We start from the raw sequence: 17,208 nt of genomic DNA, 5'->3' as shown, positions 1-17,208 counted from the left end.
GGCGTTTCACCGATCTGTATCCCGGCGTACCCTGAAGCTACCCTGCGGTTCGGAGAGAACATATGCATTCACGCCCATCGCACACCACCCGAAAGCACAAGCGCAGCTGGCTGTCCGCCGCTGCCGTCGGCGCAGTCCTCCTGTTCGCCGTCATGGCCTGGCGCAGCCTGCGGATGCCGGAACCACGGCCCCGGCGGGACTCCTGAAGCTTTCCCGCAGCGATCCTCCTGATAGCAAGCAGCCTTTCGCAGAATTAGTAAGCATGCTTATAATCGGTCTTGGGTGCAGAAAGCACCGATTGCTGAAAGCGACCATAGGAGAAACCCCATGGGACTGGATGACAAGATCAGGAACAGCGCCGAAGAAGCCGCCGGCAAGGTCAAGGAGAAGGCCGGCGAAGCTACGGACAACGAACAGCTCGAAGCTGAAGGCCAGGCCGATCAGGTGAAGGCGAACGTGAAGCAGGCCGGGGAAAAGGTCAAGGACGCGGCGAAGGACGCCACGGACTCGCTCAAGCGGGACTGACGTCCACACAGGGCCACGTCCCGCTTTACCGGGAACGCAAGCGGCCGTTCCCCATACGAAAGGAAGCACCCGTCATGAACACTCTGTTGGTGATCGCGGGCGTCATCGCGATCGTTTTGTTGCTCGTTGGAGGAATCAACCAAGCCCTCAGTTTCCTCCTGTGGGTCGGCCTGATCTTGCTGGTCCTCGCCGTGCTCGGCTGGATCCTCGGCCGCTCCAGGGGTAGCCGGGTACCCTAGCGGGGCAGGCGTGCGCGCGTTCCGCGGCATCCTCGGGATCCTGGTCATTCTATGGCTGGTCTCGGGGATCGTCGCGACAGCCCAACGGGGATATTTCAGGGAACCGCCGGAACGGTGTTCACAGGCGGCGACCATTGCGGTGGTCATCGTGGCCGGTCCCCTGAACTACCTCGGCCTGAATCCCCGGGTGGGGTGCGAACTGCCGCAGCCCTCGCCCTGACCGGCACCATCCGTTCCCGGGAAAGCTGAGGAACGTTCTTGAATTCCCCCACTCAAGCAAGACCGGTTCTACCGGCGCCAGGACGGCCAGGCGGACGGATAGCGTCCGCCGCCGTCCTGCTCTTCGCCCTCGGCCAAGCCCTCAGCGGCTGTTCGGCTCCCCAGGGCCAGGTGGCGGCTACGGCCGTCAACCAAGGCTCGTCCGCCGTCGGCACCAGTGTCCTCGCACTCGACCTCCTCGCACGGGAGCGGGCCGGAACTCCTGCGGTCGGGACCAGCCTTGAAGACATGGCAGGTGAACTCGAGGATGCCCGCAAAGGGCTCTTGGACAGCGTGCCCGCCACGGCCGCGGAGCGCGGCCTGCATCGCGAGGTGATCAGTGCCCTCGTACGCGCGGAGGCCGCGTTGGGCCTCGCCCGGCAGGCCTTGGCTGCAAAGGACTCCCGTGGCGACACAGCGGACACCCCTGGGTTCCGCGCCGCGCAGACGGCACTGGCAGCTTCGGCGAAGGAGCTCAAGGGACTGCGCCAACGCCTGGGGACCGGACGGTGAAGCGCCTCCTCGGCGTCGCCCTCGGGATCCTGACGGCGATCGGCGGATTCGTCGACATCGGCGACCTGGTGACGAACGCCGTCGTCGGCTCGCGTTTCGGCATGTCGCTGATCTGGGTGGTAGGCGTCGGAGTGGTGGGCATCTGCCTGTTCGCGGACATGTCCGGCCGGGTGGCCGCCGTGTCCGGGCGGGCCACCTTCGAAGTCATCCGTGAACGGCTGGGCCCGCGCGCAGGCCTGGCCAACCTTGGGGCTTCCTTCTTCATCAACCTCATGACCGTGACAGCCGAAGTCGGCGGCATCGCCCTGGCCCTGCAACTGGTCACGAGCATCCACTATCTGCTGTGGATTCCGTTGGCGGCCTTCGCGGTGTGGCTGGTGATCTGGCGGGTCCGGTTCAAGATCATGGAGAATGTCGCCGGGCTGCTCGGCCTTTGCCTGGTCGTATTTGGCGTTGCCCTGTTCCTGCTTCAACCGGACTGGGGACAGCTGGCCGGCCAGGCACTATCCCCCGCCGTCCCGCAGACGGAAAACGCGGCGGTGTACTGGTTCTATGCGGTGGGCCTGTTCGGCGCGGCCATGACGCCATATGAGGTGTTCTTCTTCTCCTCGGGGGCGGTCGAGGAAGGCTGGAAGCGCAAGGACCTCATCCAGTCACGGATCAACGTGCTGGCCGGCTTCCCGCTGGGCGGATTGCTCTCGGTCGCGATCGCGGGGTGCGCCGCCGTCGTGCTGATGCCGGCGGGCGTGGAGGTGACGTCACTGTCGCAGATCGTTCTTCCGGTGGCCGACGCCGGCGGGAAGCTGGCCCTGGCCTTCGCCCTCGTCGGCATCCTGGCGGCGACATTCGGAGCCGCGCTGGAAACCACCCTCTCCAGCGGCTACACGCTCGCACAGTTCTTCGGCTGGTCCTGGGGAAAGTTCCGCAGCCCAGGGCGCGCCGCACGCTTCCACCTCTCGATGATCGTGTGCCTGCTCGTAGCACTGGGGGTGCTGGCCACCGGCGCGGATCCGATCCTGATCACCGAATACTCGGTGGTCTTCTCTGCGGTCGCACTTCCCCTGACCTACCTGCCGATCCTGATCGTCGCCAATGACCCGCAATACATGGGATCGGACGTCAACAGCCGTGGGATCAACGTGGCAGCCAATGTCTACCTGCTGATCATCCTCGCCGCATCCCTCGGCGCAATTCCCCTCATGATCGTCACCGGGGCCGGAGCATGAACAGAGCGCAGAACGCACCCGTCCACCTCAAGCCCGCGCCGCCTGCCGCAGGCCGTGTCCTGGATGCCCAGCTCCACCTGCTGGACCGCCAGGTGATCGACGCCGAGGGCCTGCCCGTCACCACCGTCGACGATCTCGAACTGGAGGGAGTCGAAGCCGACAGCCCGATGACCGCGGGCGACCCGCCGCCGGTGATTTCAGCCCTCCTCACCGGACCGGTCCTCGGCACGCGGATCTTCGGCGGGCGTCCGCCGTCGAGCCGGCTGATCCGGCTGCCGTGGAAGGACGTGTCCGCCGTCGACGTCGCGATCAAGCTGGGCGTCCGCAGCGAGGGCCTCGACGCGGGTTGGGTGGAGCGGTGGATCCGGGACAAGATCATCATGCGGATACCGGGAGGAAAGCATGATCCTCACTGACGTCCTCGGCTCACGCGTAACCAGTTCCGACGGACGCTACCTGGGGCGCGTAGCCGACGCACGGTTCGTCCTCGACCAGCCGCCACCCGGGCAGCTGTTGGCCGGGGCCCGCCTGCTGGGCCTGATTGTCAGCCCGCACTCGGCCGGGTCCTTCATGGGCTATGAACGCAACAGCGTCAACCGGCCCTGGCCGTGGGCCCAGCTCCTGAAGTGGTGGCACCGGGGGTCGTTCCTCGTCCTGTGGGAGGACATCGAGGTGATGGGACCGGAGACAGTGACCCTTCGTGAAGGGTTCAGCGCCTACGACCCAGGACTGGACGGAACCGGCACGGCATAGCCGCACCGGTTCCTCCGCTCCTGCATCGCAGGGCTACTCATCCGGCGCACGGATCGCGATATCGGGGTCGTTGCCTTCCGTTTCGTCCTCCCGGGCGCTTTTTCCGTCCTCCGGGTACTCGCCCGCGGTGTAGTCGTCCTCGCCGGGCCGGGGATCCCTTTCTTCGGCGACAGCGCCGCCCTCGCCGTAGTCGCCTTCGGTGTAGCGGCCCCGCTCTTCGTCTTCGGGCGGCAGGTTCCGCCGGTCTTCAGTGCGCGCTTCCTCAGACATGGCTCCGCCGCCCCGTGATCAGCCCATAGATCAACAGGACGATCACGGAGCCGCCTATCGCCAGAAGCCAGGTCCGCCAGGAGAAGAACTCCTGCAGGCCGCCGCCGAAGATGAGTCCGCCGATCCAGCCGCCCAGCAGCGCCCCGAGCACTCCAAGGATCAAGGTGATGAACCACCCGCCGCCTTGCCTTCCGGGGATGAGCAACTTGGCGATGGCACCGGCAATGAGGCCGAGCAGGAGAAATCCGAAGAATCCCATGATGTTCTCGCTTCCTTGTGGGTCTGCCGTGCGGCCCGTTACCGCCCGACGGCGGCCCGCGGCTTTCGCGGGCCTGTTCAGGTGTTTCGGTGGTTCTTTGCACAGTGGTTGCGCAGTGTCAGTGGTTGCGGAGTGCGTCGATCAGTTCTGATTTCGTCTTGGAGGAATATCCCTTCAAGCCCAGTTCCTTGGCGCGGGCCTTGAGCTCGGGGACCGTGCGCTCGTCGTAGTCCTTCGCGTTGGCGCCCCTGCTCCCGACCTTCTTTCGGCCTTCCTTGGCTGCGGCGTTGGAAATCCGGGCGGCCTTTTCCTTCGAGGCGCCTTCGTCGCGGAGTTCCTCGTAGAGTTCCGGATCCTTCAGGCTCGGATTCTTCTTTCCTGGCATGCTTTCACCCCCTTGGCGGTGGATAGGGCTGCGGTTTCCGGCGGGACCTGAAAGGCGTCCGCGTGGAGTGACGGCAGGCTAATGGCCGTCGTTGCTCCACACGCCATGCGCGGCCCGGCCATGGTCCGGCACCAGGCGGAGTCCGTGGGAGTGCCGGATGGAGGCCACTTTGTCATGCCCGTGACTGTCATGTCCGCGGCTGCGGTCGCGGATCAAGCCCGTCCCGGCAAGCTCCCTGGTCCGCCAGATCCCTTGGACCGCGGCCTGCTTGCTGGGGAACGTAACGGACATCGCCAGCAATTCGCCGTCGCCGCCCACCAACGCCACCCGGAAACCGCCGTCGGGCGCGTCAACCAGTTCGAAATACCCAGCCATACTGTCCGCCTCCTTGTTCATCGATGTGCACCCATGCATGAAAAGGACACTAGTAAGTCTACTTAGCAATGTCTTTCGCGGACACCCCCGGGTGACACCCCGCAAGCCTGGCTAAACGGCGGCGCGGGCCACCGGGTGACTCCGCTCCTCCAGACAGGCGAGGACGGTGCCGGGCTCATGGGTCGTGAAGGTCCATGGTGCGCCGGCGAACGTGACGATCCGGACGTAGTCGTGCGCCGCAAACCGCGTGCGCACGCGCCGGACTTCCGAGATGTCCTGCCGCCGGAGAGTCCAGGGCCCGAGGAAGCGCCCCATGCCGTACCCCCGTCCGAACTCAAGGGCGTCGGCTGTAGGGCGCAGGACCACGATCCGCAGCATAGGCGAAGCCCAGGGGCTCCCCGAACCCCGGAAGCCCCCTGGCGAGTACTCCCCCGCCTTCAAACCGCTCATCTTCAAGGAACAGCTTGGGCGGCCCGGGTTCCTTCCGAAGATTGATGACAGCCACACCGGCACCGGCCCAAGCGACCATCACACCGGAAATGACGAACTGCACGGCAGTCGGGGTAATGGACGCGAAAGCGAAAGCTCCGGACAAGACCCCGCACCCGCGGAGGCTAAATGACGACCTGCACCGTGAAGCCGCCCGCTGCGTCGCGCCTCGTCCTGGCGGCGGTCGCGACGGCGGACGGGATGTCCTCGAAGCTCCGGGAGTGGACGAGCATTCCCGGAATTTCGTCCACGGTCACCGCGATCTTCCCGTCCGCGGCCTCCTTGATGCGCGCGGTGAGGTTCGCCTGGCGGTCCATCCGGAGGTCGTGAGCGGATCCTGGCCGGCGGAGCGAGTAGAACGGGGTCGAACGGCGTCGAGCACCCTTGGGCCGGTCGCACTGGATGATCTCCTCCTCTTCGAGGAGTGCCAGATGTACGAAGAGGGTGGCCCTGCAGACATCCACCTCCGTGAGGATATCCGAGAGCCTGCTGGCACCGTGCCGGGCGAGATAGCTGATGATCTGGGCGTGAAGCCGGGTGTGCCTGGTTTTGCCTGTCGGGGCGGCGCCGGAAGCGGTTGAGCCCGGCATGGTCGTTTGGGCCGGCTCCTGGATGGCTGTCTGGGTCATGGGGTGTCGCGCTCCTTGCTTTCTCCTGCGCACGGCACGTCATTGTGCCTGCGCGGTTCCGGATATGACGGATCGCCCCGGAACCGCCGCGGTTTCAGCGGATCCGGGAAGGTCAAGCGGGTGTTTTCTTGGTTGGCTAGATCTCCTGGGAGTCCTTGGCCGTAACTGTCTCGAGGGCGAACTCGACTCCCTGCAGGTGCAGCATCATGGCCAGGGTGGCCTCGTCCGCCGAACCGCGCTCGATCGCCGCAAAAATCGCGTGGTGCTCGGCCCCGGATTCCTTCCTGCGGTCGAGTACTTGGTTCAGGGTGTTGGACTGCTTTGACATCGCGTCTTCAATGTCGGCCTGCATGGCGGCGAACACACCGTTCCCGCTGGCCCGGGCGATCCGGGCATGGAACTCTGAGTTGAGTGCCACCCACTGGGAGAGTTCTTCTTCCACGTCCATGGCCTCAAGGATCTCCCGCAGTCCTTCAAGGTCCTCGGCAGTCCTGCGCTGCGCGGCCAGGCCCGCCGCGGGTATCTCGATGTGGGGCCGCGCCTCCAACAACTGGTGCGCCGAATACTTGCCCAGACGCAGATCCTGCACCGCCTGGTCGGCGATGACGAACGTTCCCTTGCCGGTCTGGGTTGCCGTCAGCCCGAGCGATGCCAATGACCGGAGGGCCTCCCGGACCATCGTCCGGGATACGCCGAACCGCTGCGCAAGCATGGCCTCGGACTCAAGCTTCGTTCCCACCGGAAGCGTCCCGCTTTCGATGGCCGAACGCAGGGCCGCAAGGACTCCCTCAGCGGCCCCCACCCGCACAACGGGTCCCTGACCAACTGTCCAGCTGTCCAACAGGTTGTTCATGCCTCGACCTTGTCATGCAGCACACATGGCGGTCAAGAAATGTCCGGAGAATGTCACCGCCCGGTTTCTTTAAGACCACCGGAAGCGGGACCAAAGGCTCTGCCGGCCTGTCCGATGCCTGCTGACAATTGAACCCAGGACGCGATTGACCGTCCGCTTCATCACGCTGGAGGACCGGGAAATGCGAGCAGGCTTATTGATCGCCCAAGGTTTTGTGGCCGTGACCGCAATCCCCGGCGGATTGTTCATGGTGCTGGGCGCATGGCTGGGCCCTGAGTCACTGGGGTTACCGGCTGAGGTTTACCTGCCTCCCGCCTTGCTCGAAGGCACGCCCTTCAGTTCCTACCTGGTCCCGGGCCTTCTGCTCGCTGTCATCGTAGGCGGCACGCAGCTGTGGGCCTTCCTTCTCACGATCCGCAGGATGCGCTGGGCGGAATTCCTTGCAGCCGTGGCGGGATTCGCACTCCTCATCTGGATCTTCGTCCAAATGGTGTTCGTTCCTTTCAGCTTCCTTCAGGCCCTCTACTTCACCGCCGGGCTGGCGGAATTCGGTTTCCTGATGGTTCTGCTGGGGCTTGTCCCCACGCCCGGGCATTCGGGCGTCGAGAGCGGACAGTCCGCGTCAACGCCGCACGGGCGTTCTGCCGGCGGCAATCCGAAGGAGGCCTAGTGAGGAACCATGGATAAGGGAAAGAGCAAAGACAGCACTTCCGAAGCGCAAGCACTCCAGGCAGTTGAAAGACACCACACGGAAATGCTCAAGCAACTCACCGCGCTGGTGTCGGTTCTCATGGAGGCTGTTGAAGCAGTCGATGCCGGCGCCGCCGAATCCGCCCACGGTGCCCTCCTGGCCTGGTGCGACGGCGAGCTGATCCCGCACGCCCTTGCCGAAGAAGGACCCCTGTACTCCGGCCCGCACGCCCTGCCGGAGGGAAAGCTCCTCGTCGACGGGATGCTGGCGGAACACAAAGTGATTGTCGACCTCGTAGAGGAACTGCGCATTTCCAGCGGCTTGTCCGCTGTCGTCGCCGGAGCCGTCATCCAACGGGTGTTCGCGCTCCACCTGGAGAAGGAGAACCACCTCCTGATGCCCTTCATTGCCGCGTCCCCTGAGCTCTCGCTTGCGGAGTCCGTCAAGGGACTTCACGAGTTGGTGGGCGGCCCCGCACATCAGCACGAGCAGTCGCGCGACGACGGCACGCGCCATCATTGACCGCCGCCCGATCCTGCAAGCGGCGTTCCTGCAAGCGGGGGCCGGCGCCGGAAGCTGGAAGCCGCTGTGGGACTTCGGCCCCTAGTGCCCAAAAGCGAAATCAGGCAGAGTGGATCGCGCCTCGAAGGTGACCGCACCTCAGGGCGTGGGAGGCAGAGAAGCTTGACGGAAAGCAGGATCATGGCCCGCAAACGCGCCCCGCAGCCACATGAGGCTCCGGGGCGCCGCCTTGGTCAGCCCGGAATCTGAATCCGGGCAGCTTCCTGCGGGATCGGGTTCGTGGGACAAGGCGTCCGGCCCCGCGGTTCTGTGGACCGTACCGGCCAGGTGCAGTTCATCGACGGCCTTGTGTAAGGCATTGCACGATCTCCACGGTCCCTACGTCCGTCAATATGTCAGACCCGATGGGTAGCTTGAAGGCAAGCAAAGCAATCGTGGAAAGGTCCAGCCATGCCGACTCCGAGTAAGCAGAACCCGGCAGATTCAAAGGGACTGGGCATCGGTCCCGGCACCCGGAAGGACGCCACCACCGGCGCCTCATTTCCCGGGACCCCGGCAAAAAGCGGCATGCCCGCCTGGTACCCCGAACTGCTTGCCTCCGTATCGCGGCAGGTCACCACAGGCCGTTCGAAAGTTATCGCTGCCGCAAACAAGGAACTCTTGAACAGCTACTTGGCGATCGGGCGCGAGATCCTTAGCCGGCAAAGCAGCGAAGGCTGGGGGACGAAGATTATTGATCGGTTGTCGGCAGACCTCCGAAGCCAGCATCCCGACGCCACGGGCTTCTCGCCTAGAAACCTGAAGTACATGCGGGCGTTTGCAACAGCTTGGGCGGCGGAATCAATTGTGCAAGCGCCGCTTGCACAATTGCCGTGGTATCACCACATCGCCCTCCTTGAGAAGCTCGACAATCCTGAAGCACGCCTTTGGTACGCTGCGGCCGCCGTCGAACATGGCTGGTCCCGCAACGTCATGGTCCATCACATCGAGACCAAGCGTATGGAGCGTTCCGGCAAGGCGATCAGCAACTTCGTCGCGACCCTGCCACCAGAGGATTCTGACCTGGCGCAGCAGTCATTCAAGGACCCGTACGTCTTCGATTTCGTCTCCATGTCGGACAGGCGAAACGAGCGCGAGCTCGAAAACCAACTCGTGGACCACATCCAAAAGTTCCTGCTGGAACTCGGCCAGGGCTTTGCTTTCGTCGGCCGGCAAGTGCGCCTGGTCATCGATGAAGACGAGTTTTTCACGGACTTGCTCTTCTACCACCTAAAACTCCGCGCCTATGTGGTCATCGAACTCAAGGCGAGCAAGTTCGACCCGAGCTACCTCGGCCAGCTCGGCATGTATATGGCCGCGGTGGATGACCTGCTGGCGCACCAGGACGACAAACCCACCATCGGCCTGCTGCTGTGCAAATCCAAAAACGACCTCGTGGCTGAGTATGCCCTTCGGACGACACAAATGCCCATAGGCGTCTCCGAGTGGAAGACCGAAATTGTGGAATCATTGCCCGAAGAATTCGCAACGACCTTGCCCAGCATCGAAGAGCTCGAAGCCGAACTCTCGCAGGACATCAGCACCACAACGGTTACTCACGGGGACTCACCGTGACAGGCACTTTGCAGGACACATTCATCCGGCGGGCTCTTCCGAAGCCGACCGGAGGGCCTCATCCTCGACCTCCTGGGCGAGCTCGGCTGGGAAACCCAAAGCCGGCGATCAGATCGTACCCGGCACCGGGGAACGGGACAGCTGGGACGAACTGCTCATCCGGCCCCGGCTCATGGACGCATTGCAGCGGCTCGGCTACCGCACCACCGGCGGCATCTCCTTCACCACGCTGCTGAAGTTCGGACGCAGCAAAGCCGAAAGGGACTCAGGAACCGAGCACCTGTTGCTTTCGGACCGACGGAACATCATTGTCGTTTGTCGATGAGGCCCACCGTTCCCACTCCGACGACCTCGGTGGCTGCGCCGGCCACCTGGGCGATGCGTTCCCGACCGCCACGCTTATCTGTAACCCGGACGGCCGGGCAGTGCCCTTGAGGCAGGAGGCCGCGGGTCCTGTCCCAACAGCGTGATTGCGCCCTGGATTCCTTTCTGTTCTTGCGGATGTACGCAGCGAGGCATCGAAAGCGGCGACATCCTCCTGCTCCTCGAGCGCGTCAAGCATCTGTTCGTAGCGCTCCGGGGAAATGATCACCGCCGCCCGGTGACCCCGCCGTTCAATGAACACCGGCTCGTCAGCAACAGCGTTCAGCAACGCTGGAAGATGGGCACGCGCATTCGACACGCTGACTGTAGTCATAGACAAGAATCTGCATTAAGAGGATTCAGATGTGCAGATAGGTTGATCCGCCCAGCTCCGCGACAAGCAAAACGGCGGCCGGCCAGCCAAAGCCAGCCAACCGCCGTCGCTCATCTCCAGGAAGAACTAGAACTCCCAGTCCTCGTCCTCGGTGTTCACGGCCTTGCCGATCACGTAGGAGGAACCGGAACCACTAAAGAAGTCGTGGTTCTCGTCCGCATTCGGGGACAGCGCCGAAAGGATCGCCGGGTTCACGTCGGTGACGGAGGCCGGGAACATGGCCTCGTAGCCGAGGTTCATGAGGGCCTTGTTGGCGTTGTAGTGCAGGAACTTCTTGACGTCCTCGGCCAGGCCGACGCCGTCGTAGAGGTCATGCGTGTACTGGACTTCGTTTTCGTACAGCTCGAAGAGCAACTCGAAGGTGTAGTCCTTGATTTCCTGGCGCTTCTCCTCGGAGACCTTCTCCAGGCCCTTCTGGAACTTGTAGCCGATGTAGTAGCCGTGCACGGCCTCGTCGCGGATGATGAGGCGGATCAGGTCAGCCGTGTTCGTAAGCTTGGCACGCGAGGACCAGTACATCGGCAGGTAGAAGCCCGAGTAGAACAGGAAGCTCTCCAGCAGGGTGGAGGCCACCTTGCGCTTCAGCGGATCGTCGCCCTGGTAGTAGTCCATGACGATCTGCGCCTTCTTCTGCAGGTTCTCGTTCTCGAGGGACCAGCGGAAGGCGTCGTCGATCTCCTTGGTGGAGCACAGGGTGGAGAAGATCGAGGAGTAGCTCTTGGCGTGCACCGACTCCATGAAGGCGATGTTCGTGTACACGGCCTCTTCGTGCGGGGTGAGCGCGTCCGGGATCAGCGACACCGCACCAACGGTGCCCTGGATGGTGTCCAGCAGCGTCAGGCCCGTGAACACGCGCATGGTGAGCTGCTGTTCCTCCGGGGTGAGCGTGTGCCAGGACTGGACGTCATTGGACAGCGGCACCTTCTCCGGCAGCCAGAAGTTGTTGACCAGGCGGTTCCACACCTCCACGTCCTTGTCATCCTGGATACGGTTCCAGTTGATCGCTTCGACGTGGCTCAGGAGCTTCACTTTCTCCGTCATTACTCTGTTTCACTTTCTCGCGAGAGTTTGGCTGCCTGCGCATCATCGATGCAATGCTGGCAAGTGGGCTTCACAATGCCCTTGTTGGTGTGGTGCCTGGTGTGGGCGCTTCTTTGGCTGGAAGGCATCGGCCTGCCTTTGCGGACCGCTGACATCTTAGCCCGGGTTTCTTTGCTGGCTTTCTTGCCGAAGTTCGGATTCCCGGGGCCCATCCTGGATTCCGACAACGCCTTCCGGGCCTCTTCACTCATCGTATGCCCGAAGCCCGGATGGTCCTCCCCAAACTTGCCGAAGTTTGGGTTGTCGGCCCCGGAATAGGTTCCCTTGCGGTCAGCTGCCCACTTTGCTCGTTGTTCGTCCGTATGCCTTCCACCAAAAAACGGATTCGCAGCTCCCGGCCGGCTAAGGCCCTTTCGCCCGGTGCTCCTGATACGCGCGGCTTCGCGCTGCTCCTCCGTCCAAGCCATTCCGGTCGGCCCAAGTCCGCCTTCGGCAAGGCTGAGCAGCCTGTTCCCGTCTGCCTTGAGGTAGGCAATCCAATCAATTTCTGCCTGACCCAGCTCCGGCAATCCTTCGATCCAGTCCAGCTCGTCTGCGATGACCTCTACAGGATCATGCTTCCGAAGCCACTCGTAGAACGGGGTCTTGCGGCCGGTAGCGGCAACGCGAAGGTGCTGATGGAAACGACGACTGGCCGTCTTGGTTGTGATACCGACATAGCGGTACTCAACATCCCGCCGAAGCCGGATGCCATAAACCAAACCGCCTGTCGCCGTCGTCGTTTCCATCAGTTCAACTCCCTAAAATCAACCGATTTCAGTTGTCACAAGGCACACGAAACACAACCCTCCACCTCGGTCCCTTCCAGCGCGAGCTGGCGGAGGCGGATGTAGTAGAGCGTCTTGATGCCCTTGCGCCAGGCGTAGATCTGGGCCTTGTTGATGTCACGCGTGGTGGCAGTGTCCTTGAAGAACAGCGTCAGGGACAGGCCCTGGTCCACGTGCTGCGTGGCGGCGGCGTAGGTGTCGATGATCTTCTCGTAGCCGATCTCGTACGCGTCCTGGTAGTAGTCCAGGTTCTCGTTGGTGAGGTACGGCGCCGGGTAGTAGACGCGGCCGATCTTGCCTTCCTTGCGGATTTCGATCTTGGCGGCCACCGGGTGGATCGACGAGGTGGAGTTGTTGATGTAGCTGATGGAGCCGGTGGGCGGCACGGCCTGCAGGTTCTGGTTGTAGATGCCGTGCTCCATGACAGAGGCCTTCAGCTCGCGCCAGTCATCCTGGGTGGGGATGTGGTGGCCGGCGAACAGTTCGCGGACGCGCTCGGTTTCCGGAACCCATTCCTGCTCGGTGTACTTGTCGAAGAACTCGCCGCTGGCGTACTTGGAGTCCTCGAAACCGCCGAACTTCTCCCCCGTCTCGATGGCGAGCTTGTTGGAGGCCCGCAGCGCGTGGAACAGCACCGTGTAGAAGTAGATGTTCGTGAAGTCCAGGCCCTCTTCGGAACCGTAGTGGACCCGCTCGCGGGCAAGGTAGCCGTGCAGGTTCATCTGGCCGAGGCCGATCGCGTGGCTCTGGGCGTTGCCCTGGGCGATGGACGGCACCGAGTTGATGTAGGACATGTCCGAGACGGCGGACAGGGCGCGGATGGACGTCTCGATGGAGGCGCCGAAGTCCGGGGAGTCCATGGTCTTGGCGATGTTCATCGAGCCCAGGTTGCAGGAGATGTCCTTGCCGACGGTCTCGTAGCTGAGGTCCTCTGCGTAGATGGACGGCGTGGACACCTGCAGGATCTCCGAGCACAGGTTGCTCATGGTGATCCTGCCGGCGATCGGGTTCGCCCGGTTCACGGTGTCTTCGAACATGATGTACGGGTAGCCGGATTCGAACTGGATCTCCGCAAGGGTCTGGAAGAACTCGCGGGCGTTGATCTTGGTCTTCTTGATCCGGGAGTCGTCCACCATCTCGTAGTACTTCTCGGTGACTGAGATGTCGGAGAACGGCACGCCGTAGACGCGTTCGACGTCGTACGGGGAGAACAGGTACATGTCCTCGTTCTTCTTGGCCAGCTCGAAGGTGATGTCGGGGATCACGACGCCGAGCGAAAGAGTCTTGATGCGGATCTTCTCGTCAGCGTTCTCGCGCTTGGTGTCCAGGAAGCGGTAGATGTCCGGGTGGTGGGCGTGCAGGTACACAGCTCCCGCACCCTGGCGGGCGCCGAGCTGGTTGGCGTAGGAGAAGCTGTCTTCGAGGAGCTTCATCACGGGGATGACGCCCGAGGACTGGTTCTCGATCTGCTTGATCGGTGCGCCGTGCTCGCGGATGTTGGTCAGCGACAGCGCCACGCCGCCGCCGCGCTTGGACAGCTGCAGGGCGGAGTTGATGCCGCGGGCGATCGACTCCATGTTGTCCTCAATGCGCAGCAGGAAGCAGGAGACCAGCTCGCCGCGCTGGGCCTTGCCGGCGTTAAGGAACGTGGGGGTGGCCGGCTGGAAACGGCCGTCGATGATCTCGTCCACCAGGCGGGTGGCGAGTTCCTCGTTGCCGCGGCCCAGGTGCAGCGCCACCATGCAGACGCGGTCTTCGTAGCGCTCCAGGAACCGCTTGCCGTCGAAGGTCTTCAGCGTGTAGGAGGTGTAGAACTTGAAGGCGCCCAGGAAGGTCTCGAAACGGAACTTCTTCTTGTAGGCACGGTTGAACAGCTCGCGGATGAAGTTCATCGTGTACTGGTCGAGGGTTTCGCGCTCGTAGTACTGGTTCTTCACCAGGTAGTCGAGCTTCTCTTCCAGGTCGTGGAAGAACACCGTGTTGTTGTTGACGTGCTGCAGGAAGTACTGGTGCGCAGCCTCGCGGTCGGCTTCGAACTGGATCCTGCCGTCCGCCCCGTAGAGGTTCAGCATCGCGTTGAGCTCGTGATAGCCCAGGCCCTTGTAGGCCTCGGGAAGCGGCTTCTTGTCCTGGCCGGTTTCCACGGACGGCGTTACTTCTGTTTCTGCGACAGTAGTGTCCAAAACTTGTCCAATCCTTGGTTTACCCGGTCGACGTCTTCCGGGGTTCCCATAAGTTCGAATTTATAGAGGTGCGGAACCTTGCACTTCGCCGCGATGATGTCGCCGGCGGCACAGTAGTTGTCCGCGAAGTTCATGTTCCCTGCTCCGATGACGCCGCGGATCAGCGCCCTGTTCTGCGGGTTGTTCAGGAACCTGATCACCTGCTTGGGCACCGAGCCTTCGCCGTTGGTGCCGCCGTAAGTCGGCACCACAAGCACATAAGGTTCTGATGCGAGCAGCGGTGCATCCTTGGCGTAAAGGGGGATCCGGGCCGCGTGCCTGCCCAGTTTCCGGACAAAGCGCCGGGTGTTCTCCGAGGTGGAGGAAAAATAGATGAGGTGACTCCTCGTCCTGACGGTTTCACCGTCGGTACGTGCAGGTGCTGTTGCCAGCGCTGCCATGGGGGTCACCTCACCTCGTGTAAATCCTTGGCGGTGGCCTGTACCGGGAACTGGGTCCAGGAAAAGCTAGGCCACCGAAGCTGCCGCGACGGCCAGTTCTTCGATCTTGTCCGGGCGGAACCCCGACCAGTGGTCCTTCTCGGTCACCACAACGGGGGCCTGCATGTAGCCGAGGGCCTTCAGTCGCTCAAGGGCTTCGGCATCCTGGGAGATGTCAACGCTCTGGTAGGCGATGCCCTTCTTGTCCAGCGCCCGGTAGGTCGCGTTGCACTGAACACAGGCCGGCTTCGTGTAAACCGTGACGGTCATGATCCCTGTCCCCTCAGTTGGAGTCTTCTTCGTATTCAGCAGGCCTATGCCGGAAGCTCCTGAATCCGATGCCGGCCCGCTTGCTGCTATGGCAGCTGTAGCTCTTGTCTGTCTTGTGCTGGTTTCCCGCCCAATCCGTAAATCGATACTACATGTAGTGCAAGCAGCTGGCGCGGACCCCAAGATGATGTATTACAAGTATGTCATTTAACACACCGGTAGTCCACAGGCAGGGGCAGGAAAAATGGCCGGAAATCCGCCAAAAGTGGTAGTTCAATCCACACCCTGTGGATTGGTTAACCACATTTAATTCCCCGCGTGTCGCAGTGTCCCCGGCGTGTCGTGGACAGCGCGCCACGTGTCCTGGACCACGGCACTCCGCGGCCAGGCCCCGCCTGGAACCCTGCGGCCGGGGCCCGGCTACACTGGCTTGGCACGGAATTCGCCCGCCCCAGCCAAAGGATCACTGATGGTCAACCTCCTCCACCTGCGCACTCTCCTCGAGGTGACGCGGCTTGGATCCTTTGCTGCCGCGGCCACACGGCTGGGGTACACCGCGTCGGCGGTCTCCCAGCAGATGGCTGCCCTGGAACGGGACACCGGCGTCGAACTCTTCCACCGCTCCGCCCGCAGCGTGGTACCCACCGAAGCCGCCTTCACCATGGTGCGGCACGCCTCGAAGGTGCTCACCGACGTCGAGGCGCTGCTCGCCGCGGCGTCCAGGAGCCAGGACTCCCCCGCCCAGGAACTCAGGCTCGGCATCTTCCCCAGCCTGGCCACCTACGTGCTGCCGGACATCCTGCGGAACCCGCGCTGGAACGACCTCGGCATCGAGCTGCGGGTCTCCGTGGCCGAACCCGCGCAGACCATCCAGGGCCTGCGCACCGGCGGTGACCTCGACGTCGCGCTCGTCTACCAGGTGGGCCAGTCGGGACTGGCGTGGCCGCACACCCTGGACCGGCAGTGGATCGGCGACGACGACTTCCGGGTGGTCCTGCCCGCGTCCTGGGGGATCCGGGAGGATGCCGAAATGCAGGCCGCCCAGCTCTCGGACATGCCGTGGATCATCCACCACCCAGGGACAAGCGACGCACTGGTGATCGAGCGGCTTTTCGCCAGCTGCAACCTCCACCCGCGGGTGGTGGCCTACAGCGACGACTTCCACGCCAGCCTCGAAATGGCGGCAGCGGGCCTGGGCGCCGCGCTGGTACCGGAACTGGCGCTCCGGCACCGGCCCGCCGGCGTCGTCGTCCTGGACGTGCCGGACATCCGGCTGGCCCGGAACGTCTTCGCATTGCTCATCAACGAAAAGCGCACTGCGCAGGTGCAGCTCTTCACGGAACTGCTCGCTGACACACTGCGCGGGGCGTCCCTGGCCCCCACGGCAAAGGCTCAGCCGGCGGCCGGGCGCCCGGCCGGGAAGCCACGACCGCAGCGCAGCCAGTGAATTTCCCGGGATGCTGGAACAGGCTGGTTCTTTGGGTCTAGATTGTTGGCATGAGCAAGGTAGCGAGCAAACATTTCGGGGAGATTGAGCTCAACCACGGGCGTGAACACTGCTACGTGGCCTCGCATGAGCTCGCTGGAACTCCCCTGGAACTTGACCTTAATGTGGGTGCCCACGACCACTTCGACGAGCGGGCCCTGCACAAGGTGGACTACCGTCTGGGCTATCTTCCCGAACTGGTCGAGCAGGTCCGCGACATGATCGCCGACGAGCTCGAACAGGAGGGCACCAACTCGCAGCAGTTCCTGCACTTCCATTCCACGCAGCTCAAGGAAGAGCAGCTGGAAGCCGTGTTCGGCGTCCGCGACAAGGACGAACTGACCCACGACGTTTTCCTCAAGGCGCTCAAGCTCGGGCACGTAGGCATCTACCCCGGGCAGCCGGAGCGCTACTTCGTCCTCGACTTCACCCTGGGCTCCCACTTCACGGACGAAATCCTGGTAGCGGCCGCCGATGAAGATGGAGTGGTGGACGACGAGATCCTCTGGGAATCCTGAGGATCCGCTTCAACAACGACGGCGGCCGCCCACCTTCCGGTGGGCG

27 protein-coding genes are annotated in these 17,208 nt (G+C 63.3%); 14 read left to right on the top strand and 13 right to left on the bottom strand.

The annotated features are described in order from the left end of the window. Positions 1-62 precede the first annotated feature (62 nt). The 8 genes from DWV11_RS20210 to DWV11_RS19240 all read left to right on the top strand — a co-directional run bounded on the left by DWV11_RS20210 (position 63) and on the right by DWV11_RS19240 (position 3,514). Positions 63-206 carry a hypothetical protein gene (locus DWV11_RS20210; protein ID WP_168404773.1) on the top strand — a complete coding sequence of 48 codons (144 nt, stop codon included), beginning with the start codon at positions 63-65 and terminating at the stop codon, positions 204-206. A 121-nt stretch (positions 207-327) separates the two neighbouring features. Further along, positions 328-525 (top strand): CsbD family protein, encoded by a 198-nt coding sequence (locus DWV11_RS19265; protein WP_115790514.1) that lies wholly within the window; start codon positions 328-330, stop codon positions 523-525. Positions 526-599: 74 nt separating this feature from the next. Next, a complete protein-coding gene (locus DWV11_RS19960; protein WP_136017942.1) occupies positions 600-764 on the top strand; it encodes a DUF4175 domain-containing protein in 165 nt (54 codons plus the stop codon). 10 nt (positions 765-774) lie between these two features. Beyond that, positions 775-984, top strand: coding sequence for a hypothetical protein (locus DWV11_RS19260; protein ID WP_115790513.1), 210 nt, complete (start codon positions 775-777; stop codon positions 982-984). A gap of 38 nt (positions 985-1,022) precedes the next feature. Continuing rightward, on the top strand, positions 1,023-1,535 hold the full coding sequence (locus DWV11_RS19255; RefSeq protein WP_136017941.1) for a hypothetical protein: 513 nt from the start codon (positions 1,023-1,025) through the stop codon (positions 1,533-1,535). Next, positions 1,532-2,761 carry an NRAMP family divalent metal transporter gene (locus DWV11_RS19250; protein ID WP_115790511.1) on the top strand — a complete coding sequence of 410 codons (1,230 nt, stop codon included), beginning with the start codon at positions 1,532-1,534 and terminating at the stop codon, positions 2,759-2,761. The genes DWV11_RS19255 and DWV11_RS19250 overlap by 4 nt, the downstream gene beginning before the upstream one ends. Further along, positions 2,758-3,177: a hypothetical protein gene (locus DWV11_RS19245; protein ID WP_115790510.1), complete on the top strand. Its 420-nt coding sequence runs from the start codon at positions 2,758-2,760 to the stop codon at positions 3,175-3,177. Before DWV11_RS19250 ends, DWV11_RS19245 begins: the two co-directional genes overlap by 4 nt. Beyond that, positions 3,164-3,514: a PRC-barrel domain containing protein gene (locus DWV11_RS19240; protein WP_115790509.1), complete on the top strand. Its 351-nt coding sequence runs from the start codon at positions 3,164-3,166 to the stop codon at positions 3,512-3,514. The genes DWV11_RS19245 and DWV11_RS19240 overlap by 14 nt, the downstream gene beginning before the upstream one ends. A 33-nt stretch (positions 3,515-3,547) precedes the next feature. Here the strand turns inward: DWV11_RS19240 and DWV11_RS19235 are convergent, their stop codons facing one another. The 7 genes from DWV11_RS19235 to DWV11_RS19205 form a co-directional block, all read right to left on the bottom strand. After that, complete coding sequence (locus DWV11_RS19235; RefSeq protein ID WP_115790508.1) at positions 3,548-3,784, bottom strand: hypothetical protein; 237 nt, start codon at positions 3,782-3,784, stop codon at positions 3,548-3,550. Continuing rightward, positions 3,777-4,043 (bottom strand): GlsB/YeaQ/YmgE family stress response membrane protein, encoded by a 267-nt coding sequence (locus DWV11_RS19230; RefSeq protein WP_115790507.1) that lies wholly within the window; start codon positions 4,041-4,043, stop codon positions 3,777-3,779. Before DWV11_RS19230 ends, DWV11_RS19235 begins: the two co-directional genes overlap by 8 nt. A 118-nt stretch (positions 4,044-4,161) precedes the next feature. Then, on the bottom strand, positions 4,162-4,428 hold the full coding sequence (locus DWV11_RS19225) for a DUF7218 family protein (RefSeq protein ID WP_115790506.1): 267 nt from the start codon (positions 4,426-4,428) through the stop codon (positions 4,162-4,164). Between the two features lie 78 nt (positions 4,429-4,506). After that, positions 4,507-4,803, bottom strand: a complete 297-nt coding sequence (locus tag DWV11_RS20205; protein WP_168404770.1) for a YegP family protein — start codon at positions 4,801-4,803, stop codon at positions 4,507-4,509. 111 nt (positions 4,804-4,914) lie between these two features. Further along, on the bottom strand, positions 4,915-5,253 hold the full coding sequence (locus DWV11_RS19215) for a hypothetical protein (RefSeq protein WP_115790505.1): 339 nt from the start codon (positions 5,251-5,253) through the stop codon (positions 4,915-4,917). Positions 5,254-5,417: 164 nt separating this feature from the next. After that, positions 5,418-5,921, bottom strand: coding sequence for a helix-turn-helix domain-containing protein (locus DWV11_RS19210; RefSeq protein ID WP_115790504.1), 504 nt, complete (start codon positions 5,919-5,921; stop codon positions 5,418-5,420). A gap of 136 nt (positions 5,922-6,057) precedes the next feature. After that, positions 6,058-6,774, bottom strand: a complete 717-nt coding sequence (locus tag DWV11_RS19205) for a FadR/GntR family transcriptional regulator (protein WP_115790503.1) — start codon at positions 6,772-6,774, stop codon at positions 6,058-6,060. A gap of 220 nt (positions 6,775-6,994) precedes the next feature. Here DWV11_RS19205 and DWV11_RS19200 point away from each other — a divergent pair, with 220 nt between their 5' ends. The 4 genes from DWV11_RS19200 to DWV11_RS20580 all read left to right on the top strand — a co-directional run bounded on the left by DWV11_RS19200 (position 6,995) and on the right by DWV11_RS20580 (position 9,926). Next, positions 6,995-7,444, top strand: coding sequence for a hypothetical protein (locus tag DWV11_RS19200; RefSeq protein ID WP_210725797.1), 450 nt, complete (start codon positions 6,995-6,997; stop codon positions 7,442-7,444). Between the two features lie 9 nt (positions 7,445-7,453). Next, positions 7,454-7,987 carry a hemerythrin domain-containing protein gene (locus DWV11_RS19195; RefSeq protein ID WP_115790502.1) on the top strand — a complete coding sequence of 178 codons (534 nt, stop codon included), beginning with the start codon at positions 7,454-7,456 and terminating at the stop codon, positions 7,985-7,987. Positions 7,988-8,437: 450 nt separating this feature from the next. Next, the gene (locus DWV11_RS19190; protein ID WP_115790501.1) at positions 8,438-9,601 is read left to right on the top strand and encodes a PDDEXK nuclease domain-containing protein; all 1,164 of its coding nucleotides are present in this window, start codon (positions 8,438-8,440) and stop codon (positions 9,599-9,601) included. A gap of 172 nt (positions 9,602-9,773) precedes the next feature. Then, a complete protein-coding gene (locus DWV11_RS20580; RefSeq protein ID WP_342767760.1) occupies positions 9,774-9,926 on the top strand; it encodes a hypothetical protein in 153 nt (50 codons plus the stop codon). On the opposite strand, the gene DWV11_RS20575 is transcribed toward DWV11_RS20580, so the two are convergent. The 6 genes from DWV11_RS20575 to nrdH all read right to left on the bottom strand — a co-directional run bounded on the left by DWV11_RS20575 (position 9,867) and on the right by nrdH (position 15,158). Continuing rightward, positions 9,867-10,298: a type II toxin-antitoxin system Phd/YefM family antitoxin gene (locus DWV11_RS20575; protein ID WP_342767756.1), complete on the bottom strand. Its 432-nt coding sequence runs from the start codon at positions 10,296-10,298 to the stop codon at positions 9,867-9,869. The two genes, DWV11_RS20580 and DWV11_RS20575, sit on opposite strands and share 60 nt — an antisense overlap. A 126-nt stretch (positions 10,299-10,424) precedes the next feature. After that, complete coding sequence (nrdF, locus tag DWV11_RS19175; protein WP_074590806.1) at positions 10,425-11,399, bottom strand: class 1b ribonucleoside-diphosphate reductase subunit beta; 975 nt, start codon at positions 11,397-11,399, stop codon at positions 10,425-10,427. Beyond that, a complete protein-coding gene (locus DWV11_RS19170; RefSeq protein WP_115790500.1) occupies positions 11,399-12,187 on the bottom strand; it encodes an NUMOD3 domain-containing DNA-binding protein in 789 nt (262 codons plus the stop codon). Before DWV11_RS19170 ends, nrdF begins: the two co-directional genes overlap by 1 nt. A 35-nt stretch (positions 12,188-12,222) precedes the next feature. After that, positions 12,223-14,370 carry a class 1b ribonucleoside-diphosphate reductase subunit alpha gene (nrdE, locus tag DWV11_RS19165; protein ID WP_115790499.1) on the bottom strand — a complete coding sequence of 716 codons (2,148 nt, stop codon included), beginning with the start codon at positions 14,368-14,370 and terminating at the stop codon, positions 12,223-12,225. Between the two features lie 8 nt (positions 14,371-14,378). Further along, positions 14,379-14,849 (bottom strand): class Ib ribonucleoside-diphosphate reductase assembly flavoprotein NrdI, encoded by a 471-nt coding sequence (gene nrdI, locus DWV11_RS19160; protein WP_115790498.1) that lies wholly within the window; start codon positions 14,847-14,849, stop codon positions 14,379-14,381. 66 nt (positions 14,850-14,915) lie between these two features. Then, complete coding sequence (gene nrdH, locus DWV11_RS19155; protein ID WP_115790497.1) at positions 14,916-15,158, bottom strand: glutaredoxin-like protein NrdH; 243 nt, start codon at positions 15,156-15,158, stop codon at positions 14,916-14,918. 469 nt (positions 15,159-15,627) lie between these two features. On the opposite strand from nrdH, the gene DWV11_RS19150 reads away from it, so the two are divergent. Next, the gene (locus tag DWV11_RS19150; protein ID WP_115790496.1) at positions 15,628-16,605 is read left to right on the top strand and encodes a LysR family transcriptional regulator; all 978 of its coding nucleotides are present in this window, start codon (positions 15,628-15,630) and stop codon (positions 16,603-16,605) included. A gap of 50 nt (positions 16,606-16,655) precedes the next feature. After that, entirely contained in the window at positions 16,656-17,162 is a 507-nt protein-coding gene (locus DWV11_RS19145; protein WP_115790495.1) for a DUF2004 domain-containing protein, read from the top strand. The last annotated feature ends 46 nt before the right edge of the window (positions 17,163-17,208 follow it).

Origin of the sequence: Arthrobacter silvisoli (genome assembly GCF_003369445.1) — a bacterium.
Taxonomy (GTDB): domain Bacteria; phylum Actinomycetota; class Actinomycetes; order Actinomycetales; family Micrococcaceae; genus Arthrobacter; species Arthrobacter silvisoli.
This window is presented reverse-complemented; position numbering and strand designations above follow the sequence as displayed.

What these genes read in the sequence shown, in the direction of transcription:
- DWV11_RS19960 (WP_136017942.1), top strand. Translation starts at nt 600, where the DNA reads ATGAACACTCTGTTGGTGATCGCGGGCGTCATCGCGATCGTTTTGTTG.
- DWV11_RS19240 (WP_115790509.1), top strand. Translation starts at nt 3,164, where the DNA reads ATGATCCTCACTGACGTCCTCGGCTCACGCGTAACCAGTTCCGACGGA.
- DWV11_RS19150 (WP_115790496.1), top strand. Translation starts at nt 15,628, where the DNA reads ATGGTCAACCTCCTCCACCTGCGCACTCTCCTCGAGGTGACGCGGCTT.
- nrdF (WP_074590806.1), bottom strand. Translation starts at nt 11,399, where the DNA reads ATGACGGAGAAAGTGAAGCTCCTGAGCCACGTCGAAGCGATCAACTGG.
- DWV11_RS19245 (WP_115790510.1), top strand. Translation starts at nt 2,758, where the DNA reads ATGAACAGAGCGCAGAACGCACCCGTCCACCTCAAGCCCGCGCCGCCT.
- DWV11_RS20205 (WP_168404770.1), bottom strand. Translation starts at nt 4,803, where the DNA reads ATGGCTGGGTATTTCGAACTGGTTGACGCGCCCGACGGCGGTTTCCGG.
- DWV11_RS20580 (WP_342767760.1), top strand. Translation starts at nt 9,774, where the DNA reads ATGGACGCATTGCAGCGGCTCGGCTACCGCACCACCGGCGGCATCTCC.
- DWV11_RS19210 (WP_115790504.1), bottom strand. Translation starts at nt 5,921, where the DNA reads ATGACCCAGACAGCCATCCAGGAGCCGGCCCAAACGACCATGCCGGGC.
- DWV11_RS20575 (WP_342767756.1), bottom strand. Translation starts at nt 10,298, where the DNA reads ATGACTACAGTCAGCGTGTCGAATGCGCGTGCCCATCTTCCAGCGTTG.
- nrdI (WP_115790498.1), bottom strand. Translation starts at nt 14,849, where the DNA reads ATGGCAGCGCTGGCAACAGCACCTGCACGTACCGACGGTGAAACCGTC.
- DWV11_RS19215 (WP_115790505.1), bottom strand. Translation starts at nt 5,253, where the DNA reads ATGAGCGGTTTGAAGGCGGGGGAGTACTCGCCAGGGGGCTTCCGGGGT.
- DWV11_RS19225 (WP_115790506.1), bottom strand. Translation starts at nt 4,428, where the DNA reads ATGCCAGGAAAGAAGAATCCGAGCCTGAAGGATCCGGAACTCTACGAG.
- nrdH (WP_115790497.1), bottom strand. Translation starts at nt 15,158, where the DNA reads ATGACCGTCACGGTTTACACGAAGCCGGCCTGTGTTCAGTGCAACGCG.
- DWV11_RS19230 (WP_115790507.1), bottom strand. Translation starts at nt 4,043, where the DNA reads ATGGGATTCTTCGGATTTCTCCTGCTCGGCCTCATTGCCGGTGCCATC.
- DWV11_RS19205 (WP_115790503.1), bottom strand. Translation starts at nt 6,774, where the DNA reads ATGAACAACCTGTTGGACAGCTGGACAGTTGGTCAGGGACCCGTTGTG.
- DWV11_RS19145 (WP_115790495.1), top strand. Translation starts at nt 16,656, where the DNA reads ATGAGCAAGGTAGCGAGCAAACATTTCGGGGAGATTGAGCTCAACCAC.
- DWV11_RS19170 (WP_115790500.1), bottom strand. Translation starts at nt 12,187, where the DNA reads ATGGAAACGACGACGGCGACAGGCGGTTTGGTTTATGGCATCCGGCTT.
- DWV11_RS19265 (WP_115790514.1), top strand. Translation starts at nt 328, where the DNA reads ATGGGACTGGATGACAAGATCAGGAACAGCGCCGAAGAAGCCGCCGGC.
- DWV11_RS19235 (WP_115790508.1), bottom strand. Translation starts at nt 3,784, where the DNA reads ATGTCTGAGGAAGCGCGCACTGAAGACCGGCGGAACCTGCCGCCCGAA.
- DWV11_RS19190 (WP_115790501.1), top strand. Translation starts at nt 8,438, where the DNA reads ATGCCGACTCCGAGTAAGCAGAACCCGGCAGATTCAAAGGGACTGGGC.
- DWV11_RS20210 (WP_168404773.1), top strand. Translation starts at nt 63, where the DNA reads ATGCATTCACGCCCATCGCACACCACCCGAAAGCACAAGCGCAGCTGG.
- DWV11_RS19195 (WP_115790502.1), top strand. Translation starts at nt 7,454, where the DNA reads ATGGATAAGGGAAAGAGCAAAGACAGCACTTCCGAAGCGCAAGCACTC.